The organism is Flavobacterium pedocola, assembly GCF_053764385.1.
On record NZ_JBSNCR010000002.1, the window covers coordinates 193102 to 214433 of the forward strand.

The window sequence follows — 21332 nt, forward strand, 5'->3', positions numbered from 1 at the left end:
AAAAATTAACTGAAGAAATTCCAGACCACCCCAAAACGCACCATAAAGTCGCGGTAAGGATAGTTAGGCGCCGTGTAATAGTCATAGCCGGTGAAACTGGAATTAAAATGCTCGGCTTTAAGAAACATTCTAAAAGTTTTCACTTTGGCGTTGATAAAGAAATCCAGCATCGGGAACTCGCCTATCTCTTTTTGGTTCTGGATATAAAACTCTCCTAACAACGGATTGTAATCGTTCGCCTTGTACTTGGTAAAGTAATTCAAAGTCACCCCGGTTTGGATATAAAGCGCTTTCTTAAAGAAATGATCGGCGAAATAAAGGGAGTTGCGCGTTACGAATTTCGGTACGTTCAGGATCGGATTGTCTTGCTCCACCTGTTGAAACAAAACGGTATTATCCAAGCCCATCTTCCAGAACTTGATTTCCTTGGAAGCTTTCACCGATAAATAGTTGATGGTTTTATCGTACTGATACGGTTTTACAAGCAATTGCTCAGCAACGTCTTCCGAAGTGTAAACCGGATTTTCATTTGCAAAGAACAAATGATCATTCATAACCGTGTATTGCAACGAAGCATTCAGCCATTGGGTTCTCGCTTCTACTTCAAAACTGTTGATTTTTTCGTTCTTGAAATTGTTGTACCAGTTGTAGTTTACGTAATCACTTTGGTATAAAACATAATTCAAATCCGGCAACTTGTTCATGTTTTGGTACTTCAGGGAAAACGTGTTTTTATCGTTCAAAGCATAGCGGACATTTGCTTCAATGTTAGCCAACGACTGCTTGGTCAGAGAATTGGAGAACATCACATTCCCCTTCCACTTATTCTTCTGATAAGCATACTGCGCACCCCAGGTATTGATACGATCGTTATTTTTATTAGGAATCACACTTCCGTCGGTAAGTGTAACGGTTCGATAATAGAAGTAATTGTACTCGAAATTGTCCACAAAAAACTGAAAATCCCCCAACGAGACATTTGAATAGGCCACCCCTATTTTGTTGTACATCCTGTTGTAACGGGTTTTATTGTTGATCGTTGTATTGAAACTATCACCAAAGCGGTCATTTGCGGTCATGTTGAATTCGAAAAATTTATATTCGAAATTGAACTGATGGTGCAGCACTATACCATTTGGATTTGACTTGCTCAGTCTGAAAGAATGGTCTACAAAAAAGCGATTACCTTTAAGCAAGGAATTTGCATCGCTGAAATACACGTCAACCCTAGGCCTTTCGCTGTAGAGATTTTCACCGTCTTCAAACTGCGAAAGGGTGACGATTCCACCGTTTTCCTGGTTAAGAAAATCCTGTGCCGTAAGATGTGCCTTAAGAAAATATCTTTTATCCGTCGTGTTGTAGCTGGTGATGAAACGGAAATTACCGGTACTGGAAAGCTGATTAGTGTATTTACCCAATGAACGTAAACCTTTATAACCAACCGAAAAATTAAGGTTTTTGGATGTATTCACCGAAATGAAGGCATCAAGATTCTGCCCTTGTTCCATAACCGATTTAAAATACAAATCCGAATAAGGAGTCGGCACGTTATAATAGTTAATATCCTTGACTTCCATATACGCGAAATGTTTCGCGGCAAAACCGAACTCCGGATAAGGGTTAAAGTTTTTCAAACCGAAATCAAGAACATTATAGGTTTGGCCTTCATTAAGAAATTGAAGCAGTCCAAAAGTATCTTTTCGCAAGTAATTAAACTTATACTCCCGCTGGATGGTCAAAGTAGTATCTACATAAGTGGTATCATTATCCAGGGATATAATCTTATACAGATCTACAGGAGCCTTTTTTTCGCCCTCTGCCGTTGCTGATTTTTTTGGAACTTGCAAATCCTGATTGATTTGCGCTAACACCGGAAGTGAAAAAAAGAAAAGCAGTAAACAAATAAAACCTTGCCTCATATTTTTTTATTAGATGACAAAGGTAAGAGAAATAGGCAAATTTTTAAAAATAAAAAAACCCCGCAAATGCGGGGTTTTAATATAGCTACTAATTCTTAGTAACCAGGGTTTTGTTGAATATTGTTATTCAAATCGATTTCATTCTGAGGAATCGGGAATTGCCATCTGAAATCACCAGCAGCCAAAGTTGGAGCCTCACTTGGAGTTCCTGTACCGTCAGCAAAATGACCATCCACTAAACTTCTTTGTACTGGCAAGTTAAGTCTTTTTAATGTATAGAATCTATCCATTTCAAAAGCAAACTCTAAACGTCTCTCAAGTAAGATCGCGTCTAATAAAGCAGTACCAGTTTCACCTCCAGATACGAAAGGCAAATATCTTTGAGCTCTTACAGCATCCAAAGCAGCTAAACCACCACCTGAAAGTCTGTACTCAGCCTCAGCTTTGTTCAAATAAGCCTCTTCGATTCTTAATACTTTAATATCTACTAAGTTTCTTAAACCTGAACCTCTACCATCATATTTTGCAATATTGTTGTAGTTGTTTCCAGAGAAAGGAGCCGTTTTAATATAAGCAGCTTTTCTAACGTCAGTAGCCTGATATAAATCAAAAAGTTCTTTCGTGATAACATACTCAGAACGGATAGACGCTCCAACAGCCTGAGAATAAGCTACTCCAGGAGTAGTTGCATCAATTTGATCAATTCTCAATTTGAAAACTACACCACCAGTGTTAGAATCTTCCCATAAACCAGAAGAAGCACTTGTGTAGAACTGAGCTCTTGTAGAAACAGTTCCTGAGAAATTAGCGATAGCTAAATCTGCATTTGCAACACAGTTAGCATAATCTCCCATATACAAGTAAACTCTTGATAACAAAGTGTAAACAGCTGCTTTGTTAGCTCTTCCCTGAACAACAGTAGCTCCGATTTTGTCTTTAGCAATCATTAAATCTGCTAAAACTTTATCGTAAGACTGCTGAACTGTTAAACGAGAAGGTCTCTCAGTAATATCAGTTGACTCTTTGTAAACAACACCTAATGACCCTAAAGCATCACCAGACTGAGTTGGAATTTTAGAGTAGTTTCTCAACAACTCCAAGTGATTGATAGCTCTGATGAATCTAGCTTCACCTTCATAGTTATCTTTACTTGCTCCTTCAGGTAATTTACCTAGGTTTTCCATTACTAAGTTCGCCATATAAACAGCTCTGTACGCTGAATTATAGAAATCAAAGTGAGAACTGTTAGGAGTAGAAGTAAATCTGTAACCGTCTCTGTTTGACAAACGTCCCTGAGTGTTAATAATAACGTTATCAGTAGCAACCTCAGAATCAATAAGCAATTCTTGCCCGTAACCTTCAGCTCCTAAGTTTTTGATCATATAACTATATCCTCCAAGGATAGCGTTATTGAAATCCTTATCAGTAAGCAAAACTGTTTGGTCTGTTACTGCATTGTATGGGTATAATTTTAAGTCCTCTTTATCACAAGAAGTCAACAAAGACGCTAAAATTAATCCACTCAATAATATCTTTTTCATAATGAGCTATTTTTAAAATTTAACATTAATTCCAAACAAGAAAGACTTAGTATTTGGATAAGAGTAACCTGCATAAGTTCCTGGAACTACTGTACCAGACTCTGCGTTACCAATACCAATCTCAGGATCTCCCTGGAATTTAGACCAAGTGTAAATGTTTTGGATCTGAGTGTAGAATCTAACACTTTCTAATGGTAAATTCTTTAATACATTCTTACCAAAAGTATAACCTACGTTAAGGTTTCTAAATCTGATATAACTACCATCTTGTAACCATCTGTCAGAATCCTGGTTAGTATCAACACCACCATTCAATTGAATAGGAGCCGGTTGAGAAGCACCAGTGTTTGTTGGAGTCCAGTAATCTAACGCCTCAGTTACCTGGTTGTCATAAACTGCAACACCATCAGACAATAAGTCTCTGTATCTTAAGTTATAAATGTAGTTTCCTTGTTTGAATACGAAATCAGTTGACAAATCAAATCCTTTGTAGCTGAATTCCATACCGAAACCTCCTTCATATTTAGCATATGGAGTTTTATCTTTTAACAATACTCTATTAGCAGTAGAATATACATTAGTGATGTTACCGTCAACATCATAATATAAAGCTTCTCCAGTTGCACTGTCAACACCAGCATATCTTACTAAGAAGAATGTATCAGGTGCATATCCAACTTTATTAGTTGTATAACCTCTTAAAATCTCATCACTGAATGGAGGGTTTAAGCTGTTGATGTTACGATCGAATTGAGCAGCGTTCACATAGAAAGACAAGTTCATATCTTGTTTTTTAATAGCGAAACCTTTTAACTCAACCTCAATACCTTTAGCTTCCCAATCTCCAACGTTTCTAGTTAATGCAAAACCTTCACCTGGAGTAACGTCAGCATATAAGAAATCACTTCTCTTATCTTTGAAATAAGACATTGTTAAAGCAAGACGGTCGTTAAACATTCTTGATTCAAAACCTAAATCCAATTTCTCAACTTGCTCGAATTTCAACTCAGGGTTACCGATTCTGCTTCCGTTAAGGATAGTAGATGGAACACCAGCGTAGTTAGTAGAAGAGAACGTGTCAATAACACCGTATCTTGTAGCACCGTTAGTATTATTCAACTGACCCCAAGAAGCTCTTAGTTTCAAGTAGTTCAAATACTGGCTAGAAGTAAAGAAATCTTTAGTTACAACCCAACCAGCTGAAGCACCTTTTGCGAAAGCTCCATTAGTTTCAGCACCTAATAAAGATGAGTTGTCATGACGTCCGTACAAAGACAATAAATATTTCCCTTTGTAATCGTAATCTAAGTTTCCGAAGATACCGTACTGAAGCTCCTCAGTTCTAGCAACACCCGCTGCAGTTGGGGTAGTTCCTGAAGTTGGGAAATCACCGATAAATCCTTTTCTAGTTTGAGTGTGAGATCTGAAGTTGATTTTCTGATAGTCATACATCGCAATTGCGTTGAAGTTATGATTTTCAGCAACAGTAAACTTGTAGTTTAAGATGTTAGTCCACTGTAAGTCTAAGTTATCCCAACCGTTATCTGTTTTACTACCTGGAGCAGAAGGGTCACCTACGTAACCATCTAATACCGATCCTGGCTTAACGAAATACTCTCTTTGGTATCTTTCGTAGTTCAAACCTAATCTAGTTGTGAACACTAAGTTTTTAAGGATGTTTACATCCATATAAGGTCTTGCATACCCTCTGAAGAATCTAGTTTCTTCCGGGTTGTTGATCATCGCCTCAGCAATAGGGAAACCTGTATGAGTCAAGTTGTAGCTTGGTTGTCCGTTAACATCCAAAATTAACTCACCTGTATTAGGATCTCTGTCATAAACTGGCTCATAAGGGTTGTACCACATCATTGCAGCAAACGGGTTCTGAGCGTTATATCTATCCCTTGGTAAAGTATTAGTCTCATAAGATCCTCTTACATTTAAACCAAATTTAAGATAGTTGTTAAGTTTCGACTCTCCGTTATAAGCAGATGTGATTCTGTTGTAACCATCGATGTTATCAATGATACCAGTATCTTTGTTATAACCGATAGAGAAGAAATGATTTGTATTCTCACCACCTGAAGTCACAGAGAATGTAAAGTTATGCAATGAACCTTTTCTCAAAAGTTCATCTTGCCAATCCACATTGTAACCTCTTGCAATTTCTAATTGAGCAGGAGTCATACCGATAATGTTTCCATCACCTAACTCTGTCTCATATTGGATTTTCTCATCAACGTTCATCAAACGGAACGGATCTTTAATTCTTTCAGTGAAACCGAATGAGTTGTTGATCTCGAATGAAGTTTTAGTAGCCAATTTACCTCTTCTAGTAGTAATAACCACAACTCCATTTCCTCCTCTTGAACCGTAGATAGCAGCAGCAGCACCGTCTTTAAGCACCACTAAAGACTCAACATCCTGAGGAGCGATCGCAGTAGCCTCAGACTCACTTACGAAAACACCATCCACTACATAAGTAGCACCACTATAACCTCCAGTGATACTTACGTTACCACGTACAGTTACGTAACCACCTTGTCCAGGCTGTCCGTTTCTTGCAGTAACCTGTACACCGGCAGCTTTACCCTGTAAAGCATTCTGGAAAGATAATGATGGAGCCTGTTTTACAAACTCTTCTCCGGCAACTGTTGAAATAGCAGATGTAATTTTGTTAACATCTTTTTTAAACACCCCCACAGAAACAACCACATCTTCTAATTGTGTAGCTTGAGGTTGCATCACTACATTCATTTTACTTGCAGCGCCAACAACCAAAGTCTGATCTTTCATCCCGATGAATGAAAAAACCAAAGACTCTCCGTTCTTAGCTTTGATGGTATAATTTCCATCCATGTCAGTTTGTGCTCCCCTTGTTGTACCTTTAACAACAACGCTCACACCTGGTAACGGCATACCACCTTCGGTAACTGTACCAGTAATAGTTTTCTCTTGTGCGAAGGAAAACTGCATTGAAAACGCCAATAACAGCGCAAAAATCCATTTAAACTTCGATCTCATATTAATTTTATTTGAGTTAGTTATTTCGCAAACTTCTTAAATTTTTCTTAAATAACCAAATAATACTAGAGGTTTATACATTTTACCATGTGTTAAATATTTTACAGAAATATACCACATTAAAAAAATGCACCACTTTTATTCCATTAAAAAACACTAAAGACAAGCAACTTTTTTACATTTGCAAAAAACAATTATGCTACTTAACAATCACTCCACCTTCATATTAGAAGCCGGAACAGATGAAGCCGGCCGCGGCTGTCTTGCCGGCCCGGTAACCGCAGCAGCAGTAATTCTCCCCGAAAATTTCGAACTGGAACTCTTGAACGATTCCAAACAATTGTCCGAAAAAATCAGAGAAAAACTAAAACCCTTAATCGAAGAAAAAGCTCTTAGTTTTAAAGTAACACATCTGGAACCCAAAATCATTGACCAAATCAATATTTTAAACGCCTCCATAAAAGCCATGCAGGAATGCATCGTGCAGCTAAACCCGATTCCGGAGTATATTATAGTAGACGGCAACCGGTTCAAACCTATCAACAACATTCCATACAGCTGTATCGTAAAAGGCGACAGCAAATACCTTAGCATTGCAGCAGCCTCGGTTTTAGCCAAAACGTATCGCGACCAATACATGGATCGCATCCACGAAGAATTCCCTATGTACAACTGGAAGAAAAACAAAGGTTATCCCACCGAAGAACACCGCGAAGCCATTAAGAAATATGGCGTAACCAAATACCACAGAATGTCCTTTCGCCTATTACCGGAACAACTTTCTTTAGATCTATAAAAAAAGGAAGCCTTTCGACTTCCTTACCTTAATATATACAAATACACATATTATACAATTTCCGCTTCAAACAGAGCAGCGAAGTGCTCCAGGATTTTTTGTTTCACCTCTTCTTCGTTTACTTTATCCACACCCAGCTCCACATGCAAAGAAGTTACCGCTTTTCCTTTAATCCCACACGGAATGATATTATCAAAATAACCCAGGTCTGCATTTACGTTTAACGCAAAACCATGCATGGTCACCCAACGCGAGGCACGCACTCCCATTGCACATATTTTTCTAGCGAAAGGCGTTCCCACACCTAACCAAACTCCGGTCTCTCCTTCACTTCTTTCACATTCCAACCCATATTCTGCTAAAGTCAGGATGATTGCTTCTTCCAACAAACGCAAATACTTATGGATATCAGTAAAGAAATTCTCCAGGTCCAATATCGGATAACCCACAATCTGACCGGGCCCATGGTAGGTAATATCTCCTCCTCTATTGATTTTATAAAAGGTAGCACCTTTTTCGATAAGCTGCTTTTCACTTAAAAGTAAATTCGAGAGATCCCCACTTTTCCCCAAAGTATAGACGTGCGGATGTTCCACAAACAAAAAATGGTTGTTGGTCGCAATTTCAGGACGTTCCCGCTTAGCTACTTTCTGCGCAACAATATCCGCAAAAAGCACTTCCTGATAATCCCAGGTTTCTTTATAATCTTTTTGCCCCAGATCCTGAAGGCTTACTTTTTTATTCATGACAGTATTAAAAAAAATTATTTTTTTTCAGAACACAAAAGTACAAAATAGTTTCCGAAGAAAAGAAAGCGGTGGTCAGTTAGCAGCAACCAGATCTGTGGTTTTAAACCAAATCACGTTATTATCTCATTTCCAAAATATCCCATTGCCTCATTTTTAAATTATACCTATCTTTGCACCCTTAAAAATCAATACTATATGCAACTTTCAGAACAAGAAATCATCAGAAGAGAGAAATTGAGCAAGTTGAGAGAGCTTGGCATCAATCCGTATCCCGCAAATTTGTTTCCCGTAGACCATACGTCGAAACAGATAAAGGACACTTTTGAAGAAGGAAAGAAGGTTGTAGTAGCCGGACGTTTGATGAGTGTTCGCGATCAGGGAAAAGCCTGTTTTGCGGAACTTCAGGACAGCGAAGGGAGAATCCAGACGTATTTCAACCGTGATGTGATTTGTCCGGATGAAGACAAAACCTTATACAACACCGTTTTCAGAAAACTGACCGATTTAGGCGACTTTATCGGTGTGGAAGGCGAATTGTTCACTACTCAGGTAGGCGCAAAATGTATCCGTGTTTCCGGCTTTACTTTTTTAAGCAAAACATTACGCCCGTTACCATTACCAAAAACCGATACCGACGGAAACGTTTATGACGAATTCGTGGACCCGGAATTACGCTACCGTATGCGTTACGTAGATTTAGTGGTAAACCCACAGGTAAAAGATGTTTTCATAAAACGAACCAAGTTATTCACCGCCATGAGAACCTTCTTCAATGAGGCCGGGTATATGGAAGTAGAAACTCCGGTTTTACAGTCGATACCTGGTGGTGCAGCAGCAAGACCATTCATTACACACCATAATAGTTTAGACATTCCTTTATACATGAGGATTGCCAACGAGTTATATTTAAAAAGACTGATTGTAGGTGGTTTTGACGGGGTTTATGAGTTTTCAAAAAACTTCCGAAACGAAGGAATGGACCGTACCCACAACCCGGAATTTACCGCAATGGAAATCTATGTAGCCTACAAAGACTACAACTGGATGATGAATATGACAGAGAGCCTTTTGGAATACTGCGCAACTCAGGTGAACGGAACAACTGAAGCTACTTTCGGAGAACACAAAGTAAACTTCAAAGCGCCGTATGCAAGAGTTACCATGACCGATGCCATCAAACAATTCACAGGTTTTGACATTACCGGAAAATCGGAAGAGGAATTACGCGAAGCAGCAAAATCTATGGGAATCGAAGTAAACGAAACCATGGGTAAAGGAAAATTAATCGATGAGATTTTCGGAGAAAAATGCGAAGGTAACTTTATACAGCCGACCTTCATTACGGATTATCCAAAAGAAATGTCGCCTTTGTGTAAATCCCACCGTGACAATCCGGAATTGACCGAGCGTTTCGAGTTGATGGTTTGCGGAAAAGAAATCGCCAATGCCTATTCGGAATTGAACGACCCGATTGACCAGCGTGAGCGTTTCGAAGCCCAGATGGCACTTGCAGCAAAAGGAGATGACGAAGCCAACGGCATTATCGATGAAGATTTCTTAAGAGCTTTAGAATATGGTATGCCGCCAACATCAGGTTTAGGAATCGGAATGGACCGTTTGATCATGTTCTTAACCAACAATCCGTCAATTCAGGAAGTATTATTCTTCCCACAAATGCGTCCGGAGAAAAAAACACCGCAGTTAGAATTGGAAGCCGAAGAAAAACTAATCGTGGAGTTGTTACAGAAAAATGAAAACACTATGGAACTGGCCGATTTGAAAACCCAGGCTGCCTTAAGCGGTAAAAAATGGGACAAAGCCATGAAAACTTTAGCCCAACACGGCTTAACAAAAGTAGCCGTTAACGGGGAAAGCAAAGTAGTGGAATTGACTATGTAATGCCAAACATACATACAAAGAAAAGGTTGTCGAAAGGCAGCCTTTTTTATTTTCCATTACCCGGATTAAACCTTTTTAAACTTTCTCTGTCCTATAGCTGTAACTCAAAAAAAATAAAGACATGAAAAATTTAGCAGTGGCAGTAATTGCTTTTATCGGATTAACCGTTCAGGCACAGGAAAGAAAAATGGAACAGGTAAATTTAACTCCGGAGCAACGCGTGGAACTTCAGGTTAAAAAAATGACCCTTGATCTGGATTTGAATGACAAACAACAAAAAGAAGTTAAGTCCTTATTAACTGCGCAAAGCAAAAAAAGAGAAGAAGCCAAAGCAAAAAGAGAGGCTGCCATAACAGATGGTAAAACACCAACCAGCGACGAACGTTTTGCCATGAAAAACAAAATGCTGGACGAACAGATTGCTTTCAAAGGAGAAATGAAAAAAATCTTAAACGAAAAGCAAATGCAGAAGTGGGAAGAAAACAAAGAAGAACGCATGGAAAACCGCAGAGAACACCTACAGGACAAACGCAGAATGATGCATCACAAATCAGGCAGATAATGTTATTATTTTAACGTAATTTTGGAATTATTGCATTTTTAGTTTAGATTTGACAACTATAACTATTAACCACTAAAAAATTATGAAAAAAATAATTGCATTTTTCGTTTTGTTTTTAGCCTTCACCTCTGGTGTTGCTGCACAAACACAGAACAAAGGCGCTGCGCAATCACAAAACACTGCGGATGCCAATGAAGTAAATGCCAAAAGAGACTACGAAGCGGTTGCAGCAGTAATTCAGTTAACTCCTGAAACACAAGATGCTTTAATTGCAGTACTTAGAAAAAAATACGATGCCCTGTCACAACCGAACATGACCGATGCACGCAGAGACGAAATCAAAGCCATCATCGAGAAAAAACTTCAAAAAGTATTAGGGCCGGATATCTTAAAACAACTTGGCAACCACCCATCGGTTTACAAGCAACTTGTTTCAGATACTTCTTTATAATTACAAAAATATGTTATAAAAAAACCACCTTATTTAAAGGTGGTTTTTTTTATATGTTTTACTTTAATTCCTGAGCTACTTTCCCCACAGCTTCTATAGTGAAATCAAGATCCGAATAACTTAACGCATCGGTAATAAACCAGGTTTCATAGGCGGATGGTGCAATATACACCCCCTCTTTCAGCAAACCGTGGAAGAATTTCTTAAAGGTATCATTATCGCCGTTGGCCGCCGTCTGAAAATCATAAACCGGATTGGCATCAAAATGAACCGAAATCATCGACCCCACTCTGTTAATGGTAAAAACGATTTGGTGCTCCTTTAATTTTGCACGGATTCCTTTTTCAAGATAGGCTGTTTTCTCCTCTAATCGCTTGAACAATTCAGCATCTTCATTAATTTCATTCAACATGGCATACCCCGCCGCCATAGCCAACGGGTTTCCTGACAAAGTTCCCGCCTGATACACAGGCCCTACCGGCGCCAGATAATTCATGATTTCGTTTCGGGCCGCGAAAGCACCAACCGGCAATCCGCCACCAATCACCTTTCCAAAACAGGCAATATCCGCTTTGATATCAAATAACTCTTGCGCTCCGCCTTTTGCCAGTCTAAATCCGGTCATTACTTCATCGAAAATAAGCAAGGTACCATTCGCATCACATACTTCTCTCAGACCTTTCAAAAAACCTTCTTTTGGAGGAATGCAACCCATATTCCCGGCAACCGGTTCAATGATGATGGCCGCTATTTCATTTTTATTAGCTTCAAACAATGCCTTTACATTCTCCAAGTCGTTGTACTTCGCCAAAAGGGTATCTTTAGCAGTTCCTTCCGTTACACCGGGACTATTCGGAACTCCAAACGTACTCAATCCGCTTCCGGCCGCAATCAGGAACGAATCGGAATGTCCGTGGTAGCAACCTGAAAATTTGATAATCTTATCACGCTTGGTATATCCTCTGGCCAAACGAATAGCGCTCATACAAGCTTCGGTACCGGAATTCACAAAACGGATTTTATCGATATTAGGCACCATCGACACCGCTAATTCTGCAATTTTGGTTTCCAACTCGGTCGGCATACCGAAAGAAGTTCCTTTCTTCGCCTTTTCAATCACTGCACTAACAACGGGTTCGTGAGCATGCCCTAAAAGCATCGGCCCCCAGGAATTGATATAATCAATTAAACGGTTACCGTCTTCATCATATAAATAAGCCCCTTTGGCTTCTTTAACAAAAATTGGCGTTCCCCCTACTGCCTTAAAGGCGCGAACCGGTGAATTCACACCACCAGGTATAACTTTTGCAGCTTCAACAAAAAGTTCGCTGCTTCTTTGGTATAACATTACGATTTAACTTTTAGGATTTGACCAATGGAAATAGCATTGGAAGATAGATTATTTAATTCGATTAACTGATCAACCGATAAATTGAATTTTCTGGAAATAGAATACAAAGTATCACCCTGTGTTACGCGATAAGACTTTTCATCTAAAGGCAATTCCGATATTTTAGCAATGGGCTTATATCCGCTGCCGATGACCTCTTCATCTAATTTATAAAGCTCATAACGTTCGATAAGACCGATTAATTTGTCCGGATATTTTGGATCTGTCGCATAACCCGCCGCGCGTAAGCCTTTAGCCCAAGCTGCATAATCTCCTTTGTCAAGTTTAAACAAGGTAGCATAACGGCTGCGCGAAGTCAAAAACAAGGAATGGTCGCGATACGATTCAGACGGATGTTCATATTTCCTGAAACATTCCTGCTCGGCATCATCATCATGACGCACACTTTCGCCCGTCCATCCGGTATGGCATTTTATTCCGAAGTGATTGTTAGCTTTTTGTGCTAAAGTACCGGTTCCGGCACCCGATTCCAATATACCTTGCGCTAAAGTTATACTTGAGGGAACTCCATGTTTTCGCATGTTGTCATTGGCTATCTCCCTGTATTGCGCGACATACTGTTTAACCAACTCTGTGGTCACCCCCACTTTGGAAGTCGCCTCCAGTACTTCTGTATTATTTTCCGGCTGCGGTTTTGGCTTGTTATGAACCACAGGTTTCTTAACCGTTACGGTAGGCTTAGTTATTTTAGTCGTTGTCCTTACCTTATTAGAGGAACCACAGCTGTATACAACAACGGCGGTCAGCAAAACAATAATTCTTCTCATCAACTTCTAATACTTTATTATGGGCATCTTTTTTTTACTCAGCAACTGATTCATTCCTGCCACCCCCTGAAGTCCTCCGGTATGCACACACAGCACTTTAGAGCCTTTCGGAAAAAATCCTTTTTTAACAAGATCCAGAACACCGTACAGCATCTTCCCCGTATAAACCGGATCCAACGGAATAGTGGTCTGATGGTAAAAATCGTTCAAAAACCGCACCAATTCTTCATCAATTTTCCCGTACCCGCCAAAATGATAGGATTCAATCAGTTCCCAATTATCATTTTTGGCAAATCTACAAATATCATCAGATAAAAACGAACCTTTTAACGCAGGAAAAACCAACACCTTCTGATTTGCCTTTGAAGCATTTATAATCCCGGCCGCCGTAGTCCCCGTTCCCGCAGAACAACATATAAAATCGAAACCGGCATCGCTTTCCGTCAAAATCTCTTCGCAGCCTTTTACCGCCAAAGCATTGGAACCTCCTTCAGGCAAAAGATAAAAATCGCCGGAATACTCCTTCAATTTTTGCTGAAATGCAGCTGATTCTTTATCTGAATATTCGTCTCTTGAAACAAAATGAAGTTTCATCCCCTGCGACAACGCAAAAGACAAAGTCGGGTTTTCATCTACTTTGGACTCAAGTTCTTCTCCACGGATCACTCCGATAGTAGCAAATCCATTTAATCTACCGGCCGCCGCTGTTGCCGCAATATGATTGGAATATGCTCCTCCAAAAGTCAAAAGCGTTTTACAACCTTTAGCCCGAGCTTCTACCAGATTGTATTTAAGTTTTCTGAACTTATTGCCGGAAATAAACGGATGCAACAAATCTTCACGTTTAATAAAAAGCGTTACATCATCATTTAAACCGTAAAAAACTTCCTGATTGGTCGATTGCATTTTAAACTATAAAAAAAGTGCAACCTAAGGCTGCACTTTATATTATTTAGATATCACACTATTAGTTGTTGATAATCACTTTTTTACCAATTTCTTTGTTATCCTCAGTATTAAGTCTTACAACATACACCCCTGTTGCCAAAGAAGATGTTGGAAGAGCATACTCAGTATTGTTACCCAAATCAGCTTTAGTAAGCACTAGTTTACCAGCGATATCGTACACTGAACATGTTTTAAGACTGATCATCTCAGGATTGCTGATTACAAGATTTTTAGTATTGTTGTTCTGATACACTACAAAACTCTGAGAAATTTCAGTATCGTTGCTAGATAATGTTCCTTCAGTAAACGTGATTTCAAAACGGTTTGTCACCGTACCTGCTGGCAATGTAATTTCAAAGAAATCATTTTTGATGTCAAAATACTTATCTACCACCTTATCATAAATATAGATATTTTCAGCCATATCAAAGTTGATCAGATTACCAACAGTCACTTTGAATGTTGTCTGAGCATTTGCTTTGAAAGCAAAAGGAATTCTTTTACTAATACCGAAAGGCAATGTTGAAATGATGTACTGATTGGTTTGATCTAAAGGAAAATAAGCATCTTTTGGTAAATTGTACTCAGGACATTTAGCATCCATTCCCAAATCAATATTATCAGTTGCCAAATCATTGAAAGCCAACGCTGACTCTCTTGAATACTGATTGTTTATAACAGTATGGATTTTGATTTGAGGCAACTCTCTTTTTGAATATTGAGTATAATCCACTCCCTGAACACTCTGAATAGGATCCCAGTTTGCACGCTCCTGCATTCCGTCTCTTTCGAAGTCGGAATTATTAAGAGTTCCTTCTTTTACGAAAACGCGGTAAGAGTTCTTCATTTGAGCATTACCTAAAGCAATACCTTCCACTTTGAATCCTTGCCCAATTGGAGTAAACATTCTTTTATATGTACTTCCTGTTGACGCTCCGGTTGTATTTAAAGTACCGTCACCATTATAAGTATTCCAAGTTGCAGCAGTGTAAGTTCCCGGAGAATAATCACCATTGTTAGCGATATATGTTCCGTAACCTCCTTGGTAATCCACAAGGTAGTGTGAATTGGTCGCATCGTTATGTTCCCAGAAATAAGCCGTACCGTTAATAAATGCCAAGTTAGCAGCATCTCTTAAAAACAGGTTAAGGTTGATGGCTGACGGATAAGGATTACCAGTTAAAGTTCTCATCCCCGGGGCAACTGAAACATTAATATTTCCGTCGTTCGGTTTTCCTCTGAAATCATATCGTTGATTGGCTCCAGGGTTATTCGCACTGGTACCGTCAGTTCCTTTCATTGTAAATCCTTCACCGGCATTGATGGTATTACCGCTTCCAACATACACCCAGTTTGAATAGGCATTGGAAGTAGTAAACTTATAAATCCATCGGTTGGAAATAGTTAGCGGAGATGCCAAACCATTAAGTGCTGATGTAATAACAGGGTTGTTAGCAGTCGTGATTCCGGTAACATCTTTCAATTGGGCAATACCGAAAGGATTATTCACCGCTGTCGAGGACAACACATTCCCTACCGGAGAACACCAGTAGTTGTAATCGAACCCGTCTGCAGTACCTTCCTGATACACAGACAAAGCACCCACACCTTTGTTTACTCCGGAACCAGTAGTCCCCTGCAACAATTGCGCGTTACTCCTCAGATACATATTACTTGTCGCAGCATTCAGTTCTAAATCGCCTTTAATGAACAATTGTTCATTATTAACAAACACATAGCTGTTCGGACTCACGTACATTTGAGCAGACACCTGCTCCTGATTAAACATTGCCGCCAACAGCAACAATGAACCTTTAAGTAATCTTGACTTCATAAGCGCTAAAAATTTAGTAGGGTTCGACACTTAAAAACAAAAATATCGCATTTTTTTCTATACACCAAACCATTTTTAACTTTTTATTTAAAATGCTTAAAAAACAGTTGAAATACAAAGTTCAAACAATCAGGCGCTTAAAAAACAATAATTCATTCCCTTATTCAATAGTAAGATGCAACGGTAGAAAAAACAGCTTGAATTTTGTAGGTATAAACCTAACTATTTAATAACATAAAGAAGGTGCAATCTTACTTTTTTTGTTATAATATTGTGATTTTCAATGTTTTTTGTTACAGTGAAAACATTTTTTAATTTAACGCAACCCCTCATTTTTTACTATGCTTGCATCTATTTAAACACAGGAATCAAGACCCGCAAAGGCTTTGACTCAAAAAGCAACCGGGTTTTTCACAACAAATTATAAAAAAATTTAAGGATATGATTGAAATATGACGCAACCATACCGAATAAAGCAATAATTATTTGATAAAAATGATAAATTTACAATACATGTAATATTTTATTTTATGAGAAAAAATTACCCCAATTTTACTTTACCAAAAACAGCATTTCTAAAAGAGTTAAATCTTTTTAATCGAAAAGAGAGTCAATTAGTCTTAACACTACTTATGACTTTTTTTACCTTATTAACTAATGCCCAATCAGTTACAGACAACTTTACAGCTACAGGAGCAGGAACATGGACAGCACCTCCTGGAGTAAACTCTATTACTGTAGAGGCCTGGGGAGGCGGTGGTCACGGAGCATCCTCTACCGGAGGTAATGCAGGTGCCGGAGGTGGTGGAGGCGCTTACGCCAGAAAAGTAATTGCCGTAACACCAGGAGTAACGTACAACCTGTTCGTTGGTGCAGGCGGAACAAGCACAACCACAGACGGAGGCGATTCCTATTTCAACAATGCAACAATATTTTTAGCAGTTGGAGGTAAAGGCCCAGCTACAAATGCTGCCACAGGAGGCGCAGGAGGTCTGGCAACAAACTGCGTAGCCGATACCGCTTACAACGGCGGTAGCGGTGGTAATGTAGTTAGTGGAGATTCAGGTGGCGGTGGCGGTGGTGCCGGAAATGCCAACCCAGGAACAAGTGGTTCAGGAACAACTGCAGGTACCGGAGGAACTACAGGTGGTGGAAATGGAGGAGCCGGAAGAACAACGAACGGTAGCGGAAGCGCCGGATCAACTTTAGCCGGTGGTGGTGGTGGAGCCAGAGGAGCAAATAATGGAGGTAATGGCGCCAGAGGCGAACTTCGTATTACATATACACCTCCAGTTCCCGCCAACGACAATTGTGCCGCAGCTATAGGATTAACCGTCAACTCAGGCTTAACCTGTACAACCCAAACATTTGGAACGACCGCCAGTGCAACACAGTCACAAGCCGGTTGTACCGGAACGGCAGATGATGACATTTGGTACAGTTTCGTTGCCACAAGCACATCCCATACTGTAACAGTTACACCTACAACTCTAAGCAACGCAGTATTTCAGTCTTTTAGCGGATCATGCGCTGGATTAACAGACTTGGGATGTACAAATGCCACAACAGGATTTACTGCAGAAACAGCCACCTTAAGCGGATTGACAATAGGAAACACATATTACGTAAGAGTATTCAGCGCCGCTAACGGATCCGGCCAGGGAACTTTCAACATCTGCATCACAACACCAATAGCAAACGACAACTGCTCCGGCGCTACTGCTATCACCGTAAACACCAACGGAAGTTGTACCTTAACAACCTCAGGCACTTCAGTTACCGCAACTCAGTCACAAGCCGGCTGTGCAGGAACAGCTGATGATGACGTATGGTTTAGCTTTGTGGCCGCAAACACTGCACAAGACATCACTGTTACACCGGGAACCATGAGCGATGTCGTATTCCAGGTATTCTCAGGTACTTGCGGCACATTATCATCTATGGGATGTATTGACGCAACATTAGGCTCCAGTGCAGAATCCGCATCAGCAACAGGACTTACCGTTGGAGCAACTTACTACATCAGAGTATACAGTTATTCAAATGGAACAAATCAGGGCACCTTTACGGTTTGTGTAACCAACCCTGGATATTGCAGCGCAACTTCAAGCGTTAGCACAAGATATATCAACAGCGTTCAGACAATCGGAAACTTAACCAATATGTCGAACTTAAATACCGGAAGAGCCGCTTCTGGATACGCGGATTATACCGGATTACCTACCACAACCCAAATCCCTGGAGGCGGTATCAACGTAGATTATGTTTTGGCCGTATCAAGACAATTCATGAAAGTATGGGTAGACTGGAATAATAGCGGCACCTTTACAGATGCTGCACCGGAACTTGTCTACACAACGGGAGGTGTTCAAACCATTGCCGGTTCATTTGGTTTTGTAGTTCCGATGGGGACTGCACCGGGGACCTACCGCATGAGAATCAGAACTTACGAGACTTCCCAAACTTTTGGCCCTTGCGGAGTTTTAATAAACGGAGAAACCGAAGACTATTCAGTTACCGTAATTGCAGATTGCCCTGCTAAAATCACATCCGTTACAGACGGTTCAAGATGTGAGCCGGGTACTGTAGATCTATATGCTTACGGAACAGCCGGAACCACACAATACAGATGGTACAATGCCTTAACAGGCGGCGCATTGGTTGGAACATCCAATACAAACCTTTGGACTACACCATCGATCAGTAGCACAACAACTTATTATGTTGCTGCTTTCAACGGAACTTGCGAATCTTTATTCCGAGAGAAAGTTGTGGCAACCGTAAACCTTTCATCCGTAATCAGCGTAACCCCTTCCACTCCGGAAGTTTGTGGCGAAAACAATGTTGTATCCATTAGCGCAACCGGAGATGTAATGGTCGAAGACTTAGTTAACGTAACTTTCAACGACGGTACTTTCGGAAGCTTAGTAAGACAAAATGTTGCTGCGGATGCCAATACACAATGGACCGTAAGAACAAGTCCATACATTCCAACAGGAGCCGTATGGAAGCCGGCTTTAACTTCCAGAACCGTAGGAGATCAGTTCGCTTTATCAGTTTCAGATTTTGCCAGCCCTAATCCAAAAGACATGATTCTAAGAACAGCTGTTCTGAATGCTTCAGTCTACACGGATTTACATTTGAGCTTCAAACATCATTTCTCTTATTACGCAGGAGAGCCGTCTCAGTGGGCCGATATCGATGTGTCAACTAACGGAGGTGGCGCTTGGACAACTATCCAGTCTTACACTTCCACTCAGGGATATGCAGGTTTATTTAACGAAGTTACCCTCGACTTATCCGCTTATGCCGGAGCACCAAGTTTAATGGTTCGTTTCCGATATCATTTGGCAGGTGGTTCAGCATGGGCTGACGGATGGGCCATTGATGATGTTCGCCTATACGGCACAAGACCGATGAACACGACTTTCACCTGGAGCGGAGGTTCCGTAAACGCTTTTATTGATGCCGCTTGTACGATTCCATATGTTGCGCAAAGCGTTTCAACTGTTTACGTTAAACCAACCGGAGCACAGTTAACCAGTCCATCATGGTCGTTCACAGCAACCGCGACGCTTTCTAACGGATGTCCGGTTTCTAAATTAATTACCGTAAACAATAAAACCAAATTATGGAAAGGTAATGTGGATGGCAACTGGTACAATCCAAACAACTGGGAACCAGCAGGTGTTCCGGATGCTAATACCTGTGTATTCATCTATGATGGTCCTTTTGACTCAAAAATCAACACTGCCGCAAGTAACGCTTTTGCAAGAACACTTACGGTTCGACCAAATGGTGATCTTCAGATTTTATCAAACAATAATTTAACAGTGACTGACGGAGTTACTGTTGACGCCAGCGGTATTTTCAACATCGAAAATGCAGGAAGCTTAATCCAGGTGAACAACGTGGCCAATTCCGGCAACATTTTCATGAAGCGCAATGTTAACATCCGTAAACTAGATTATGTATACTGGTCTTCACCGGTTGCTAACTTCGGACTAAACAATGTATCTCCTGGAACTACAGGCTACAAATGGAAATGGACCCCGACTATCCCTACCAACACTAACGGATTCGGAAACTGGTTAGGCACTAGCGAAACCATGACTTTAGGTAAAGGATATATTGTAAGAGGACCGAATGCGTACACCACGACCCTGCAGAATTACACTGCCACTTTTACAGGAGTTCCAAATAACGGTACCATCACGATACCAATTTCGAGAGGAACTTATAACGGCGCCAATTATGCAACAGGAGTATCCACAACGCCGGCTACTAAGGATGATGACAACTGGAACCTGATCGGTAACCCATATCCGTCTGCCATTGATGCGAACACTTTCTTGGCAAACAATACAAACATAGCCGGTTTTATCAAATTATGGACGCACGGAACTTTACCATCATCTGCCATTGCAGATCCGTTCTATGAGAACTTTGTAGCCAATTATACTGTTGCGGATTACATTACTTTCAACTACCTGGGATCATTAAGTCCAATATTTGACGGTAAGATTGCGGCCGGACAAGGTTTCTTTGTCTTGATGAACCACACTTCAGCCGCGACAACCGAGAATGTAACCTTTACAAATACATTAAGAAGTAATGCTAATCGTAACGATCAGTTTTTCAGAGATAGCGAAGGAACTTCTGAAAAGCACCGTATCTGGTTAGACCTGATTTCTCCTAGCAATGCAGGAAGCAGAACCCTTGTAGGCTATGCCACTGGCGCTACGCACGGTAAAGACCATTATTATGATGCTCCGGCTCTAGATGTTAAAACAGATTTTGAAATCTACTCGTTAATTGGCGATGAAAGATTCAACATCCAAGGAAAAGGATTGCCTTTTGACAGCGCTGATGTTATTCCATTGGGAATCAAAGCTCCAACAAGCGGAAATTACACAATTGCCATTGGAACAGTAGACGGAATGTTTGCAGAAACAACCCGAAAAATTTATTTGTTAGACAAGCAACTTAATGTAACACACGATTTAAAAGTTGCTCCATATTCATTCACAACTAATTCAGGAGTAAATGACAACCGCTTCGAACTGCATTTCACAGAAAGCACTTTGGGTAACAACGATGTAAGTGAGCTAACGAACAGTGTTTTGGTTTACACAGATTCTAAATTAAACATCAAATCCGGAATGGAACCAATTAAGGAAATTGCCGTTTACGACATTCTGGGCAAACTGATTGTTGAGAAGAACGACATCAACGACAACAATTTCACGGTAAACAACTTGGCTCCAACAATGAGTACATTGGTTGTAAAAATCACCCTTGAAAATGGTGTTGTAGTATCCAAAAAGGTCATTTTCTAAATCCTAAAACTTCACAAAAAAAGGTCTCAAAGTTTTGAGGCCTTTTTTTATTGGTAATTTTTACGTTTTTTTAACATTATTTTAAATTTTGT

The 21332-nt window shown here is 40.1% G+C and carries 13 protein-coding genes; 5 read left to right on the forward strand and 8 right to left on the reverse strand.

The window, feature by feature from the left end; translation table 11 throughout:
* Nucleotides 1–5 precede the first annotated feature (5 nt).
* The 3 genes from ACWPKD_RS04930 to ACWPKD_RS04940 all read right to left on the reverse strand — a co-directional run bounded on the left by ACWPKD_RS04930 (nucleotide 6) and on the right by ACWPKD_RS04940 (nucleotide 6484).
* Nucleotides 6–1919, reverse strand: a complete 1914-nt coding sequence (locus ACWPKD_RS04930; protein WP_455411567.1) for a putative porin — start codon at nucleotides 1917–1919, stop codon at nucleotides 6–8.
* A gap of 95 nt (nucleotides 1920–2014) precedes the next feature.
* Nucleotides 2015–3460 (reverse strand): RagB/SusD family nutrient uptake outer membrane protein, encoded by a 1446-nt coding sequence (locus ACWPKD_RS04935; protein ID WP_455411568.1) that lies wholly within the window; start codon nucleotides 3458–3460, stop codon nucleotides 2015–2017.
* Nucleotides 3461–3472: 12 nt separating this feature from the next.
* Nucleotides 3473–6484, reverse strand: a complete 3012-nt coding sequence (locus ACWPKD_RS04940; protein ID WP_455411569.1) for a SusC/RagA family TonB-linked outer membrane protein — start codon at nucleotides 6482–6484, stop codon at nucleotides 3473–3475.
* A gap of 196 nt (nucleotides 6485–6680) precedes the next feature.
* Here ACWPKD_RS04940 and ACWPKD_RS04945 point away from each other — a divergent pair, with 196 nt between their 5' ends.
* Nucleotides 6681–7280 (forward strand): ribonuclease HII, encoded by a 600-nt coding sequence (locus tag ACWPKD_RS04945; protein WP_455411570.1) that lies wholly within the window; start codon nucleotides 6681–6683, stop codon nucleotides 7278–7280.
* A 50-nt stretch (nucleotides 7281–7330) separates the two neighbouring features.
* Here the strand turns inward: ACWPKD_RS04945 and lipB are convergent, their stop codons facing one another.
* Entirely contained in the window at nucleotides 7331–8026 is a 696-nt protein-coding gene (gene lipB / locus ACWPKD_RS04950; RefSeq protein WP_455411571.1) for a lipoyl(octanoyl) transferase LipB, read from the reverse strand.
* 198 nt (nucleotides 8027–8224) lie between these two features.
* Here lipB and lysS point away from each other — a divergent pair, with 198 nt between their 5' ends.
* The 3 genes from lysS to ACWPKD_RS04965 all read left to right on the forward strand — a co-directional run bounded on the left by lysS (nucleotide 8225) and on the right by ACWPKD_RS04965 (nucleotide 10941).
* Entirely contained in the window at nucleotides 8225–9928 is a 1704-nt protein-coding gene (lysS, locus tag ACWPKD_RS04955) for a lysine--tRNA ligase (RefSeq protein WP_455411572.1), read from the forward strand.
* 121 nt (nucleotides 9929–10049) lie between these two features.
* Nucleotides 10050–10490 (forward strand): hypothetical protein, encoded by a 441-nt coding sequence (locus ACWPKD_RS04960; RefSeq protein WP_455411573.1) that lies wholly within the window; start codon nucleotides 10050–10052, stop codon nucleotides 10488–10490.
* 82 nt (nucleotides 10491–10572) lie between these two features.
* On the forward strand, nucleotides 10573–10941 hold the full coding sequence (locus ACWPKD_RS04965) for a hypothetical protein (RefSeq protein ID WP_455411574.1): 369 nt from the start codon (nucleotides 10573–10575) through the stop codon (nucleotides 10939–10941).
* A gap of 58 nt (nucleotides 10942–10999) precedes the next feature.
* On the opposite strand, the gene hemL is transcribed toward ACWPKD_RS04965, so the two are convergent.
* The 4 genes from hemL to ACWPKD_RS04985 form a co-directional block, all read right to left on the reverse strand.
* The gene (hemL, locus tag ACWPKD_RS04970; protein ID WP_455411575.1) at nucleotides 11000–12289 is read right to left on the reverse strand and encodes a glutamate-1-semialdehyde 2,1-aminomutase; all 1290 of its coding nucleotides are present in this window, start codon (nucleotides 12287–12289) and stop codon (nucleotides 11000–11002) included.
* Nucleotides 12289–13119 (reverse strand): glucosaminidase domain-containing protein, encoded by an 831-nt coding sequence (locus ACWPKD_RS04975; protein WP_455411576.1) that lies wholly within the window; start codon nucleotides 13117–13119, stop codon nucleotides 12289–12291. The genes hemL and ACWPKD_RS04975 overlap by 1 nt, the downstream gene beginning before the upstream one ends.
* Before the next feature lie 6 nt (nucleotides 13120–13125).
* Complete coding sequence (locus tag ACWPKD_RS04980) at nucleotides 13126–14025, reverse strand: 1-aminocyclopropane-1-carboxylate deaminase/D-cysteine desulfhydrase (RefSeq protein ID WP_455411577.1); 900 nt, start codon at nucleotides 14023–14025, stop codon at nucleotides 13126–13128.
* A 61-nt stretch (nucleotides 14026–14086) separates the two neighbouring features.
* Nucleotides 14087–15901: a T9SS sorting signal type C domain-containing protein gene (locus ACWPKD_RS04985; RefSeq protein ID WP_455411578.1), complete on the reverse strand. Its 1815-nt coding sequence runs from the start codon at nucleotides 15899–15901 to the stop codon at nucleotides 14087–14089.
* A 632-nt stretch (nucleotides 15902–16533) separates the two neighbouring features.
* Between ACWPKD_RS04985 and ACWPKD_RS04990 the strand changes: the two genes are divergently transcribed.
* Complete coding sequence (locus ACWPKD_RS04990; RefSeq protein ID WP_455411579.1) at nucleotides 16534–21240, forward strand: GEVED domain-containing protein; 4707 nt, start codon at nucleotides 16534–16536, stop codon at nucleotides 21238–21240.
* Nucleotides 21241–21332 lie beyond the last annotated feature (92 nt).

Excerpts from the sequence above, each read along its gene's own strand:
- ACWPKD_RS04945 (WP_455411570.1), top strand. The coding sequence starts at position 6,681 with ATGCTACTTAACAATCACTCCACCTTCATATTAGAAGCCGGAACAGAT.
- hemL (WP_455411575.1), bottom strand. The coding sequence starts at position 12,289 with ATGTTATACCAAAGAAGCAGCGAACTTTTTGTTGAAGCTGCAAAAGTT.
- lysS (WP_455411572.1), top strand. The coding sequence starts at position 8,225 with ATGCAACTTTCAGAACAAGAAATCATCAGAAGAGAGAAATTGAGCAAG.
- ACWPKD_RS04980 (WP_455411577.1), bottom strand. The coding sequence starts at position 14,025 with ATGCAATCGACCAATCAGGAAGTTTTTTACGGTTTAAATGATGATGTA.
- ACWPKD_RS04930 (WP_455411567.1), bottom strand. The coding sequence starts at position 1,919 with ATGAGGCAAGGTTTTATTTGTTTACTGCTTTTCTTTTTTTCACTTCCG.
- ACWPKD_RS04965 (WP_455411574.1), top strand. The coding sequence starts at position 10,573 with ATGAAAAAAATAATTGCATTTTTCGTTTTGTTTTTAGCCTTCACCTCT.
- ACWPKD_RS04975 (WP_455411576.1), bottom strand. The coding sequence starts at position 13,119 with ATGAGAAGAATTATTGTTTTGCTGACCGCCGTTGTTGTATACAGCTGT.
- ACWPKD_RS04935 (WP_455411568.1), bottom strand. The coding sequence starts at position 3,460 with ATGAAAAAGATATTATTGAGTGGATTAATTTTAGCGTCTTTGTTGACT.
- ACWPKD_RS04985 (WP_455411578.1), bottom strand. The coding sequence starts at position 15,901 with ATGAAGTCAAGATTACTTAAAGGTTCATTGTTGCTGTTGGCGGCAATG.
- ACWPKD_RS04940 (WP_455411569.1), bottom strand. The coding sequence starts at position 6,484 with ATGAGATCGAAGTTTAAATGGATTTTTGCGCTGTTATTGGCGTTTTCA.
- lipB (WP_455411571.1), bottom strand. The coding sequence starts at position 8,026 with ATGAATAAAAAAGTAAGCCTTCAGGATCTGGGGCAAAAAGATTATAAA.
- ACWPKD_RS04960 (WP_455411573.1), top strand. The coding sequence starts at position 10,050 with ATGAAAAATTTAGCAGTGGCAGTAATTGCTTTTATCGGATTAACCGTT.
- ACWPKD_RS04990 (WP_455411579.1), top strand. The coding sequence starts at position 16,534 with ATGACTTTTTTTACCTTATTAACTAATGCCCAATCAGTTACAGACAAC.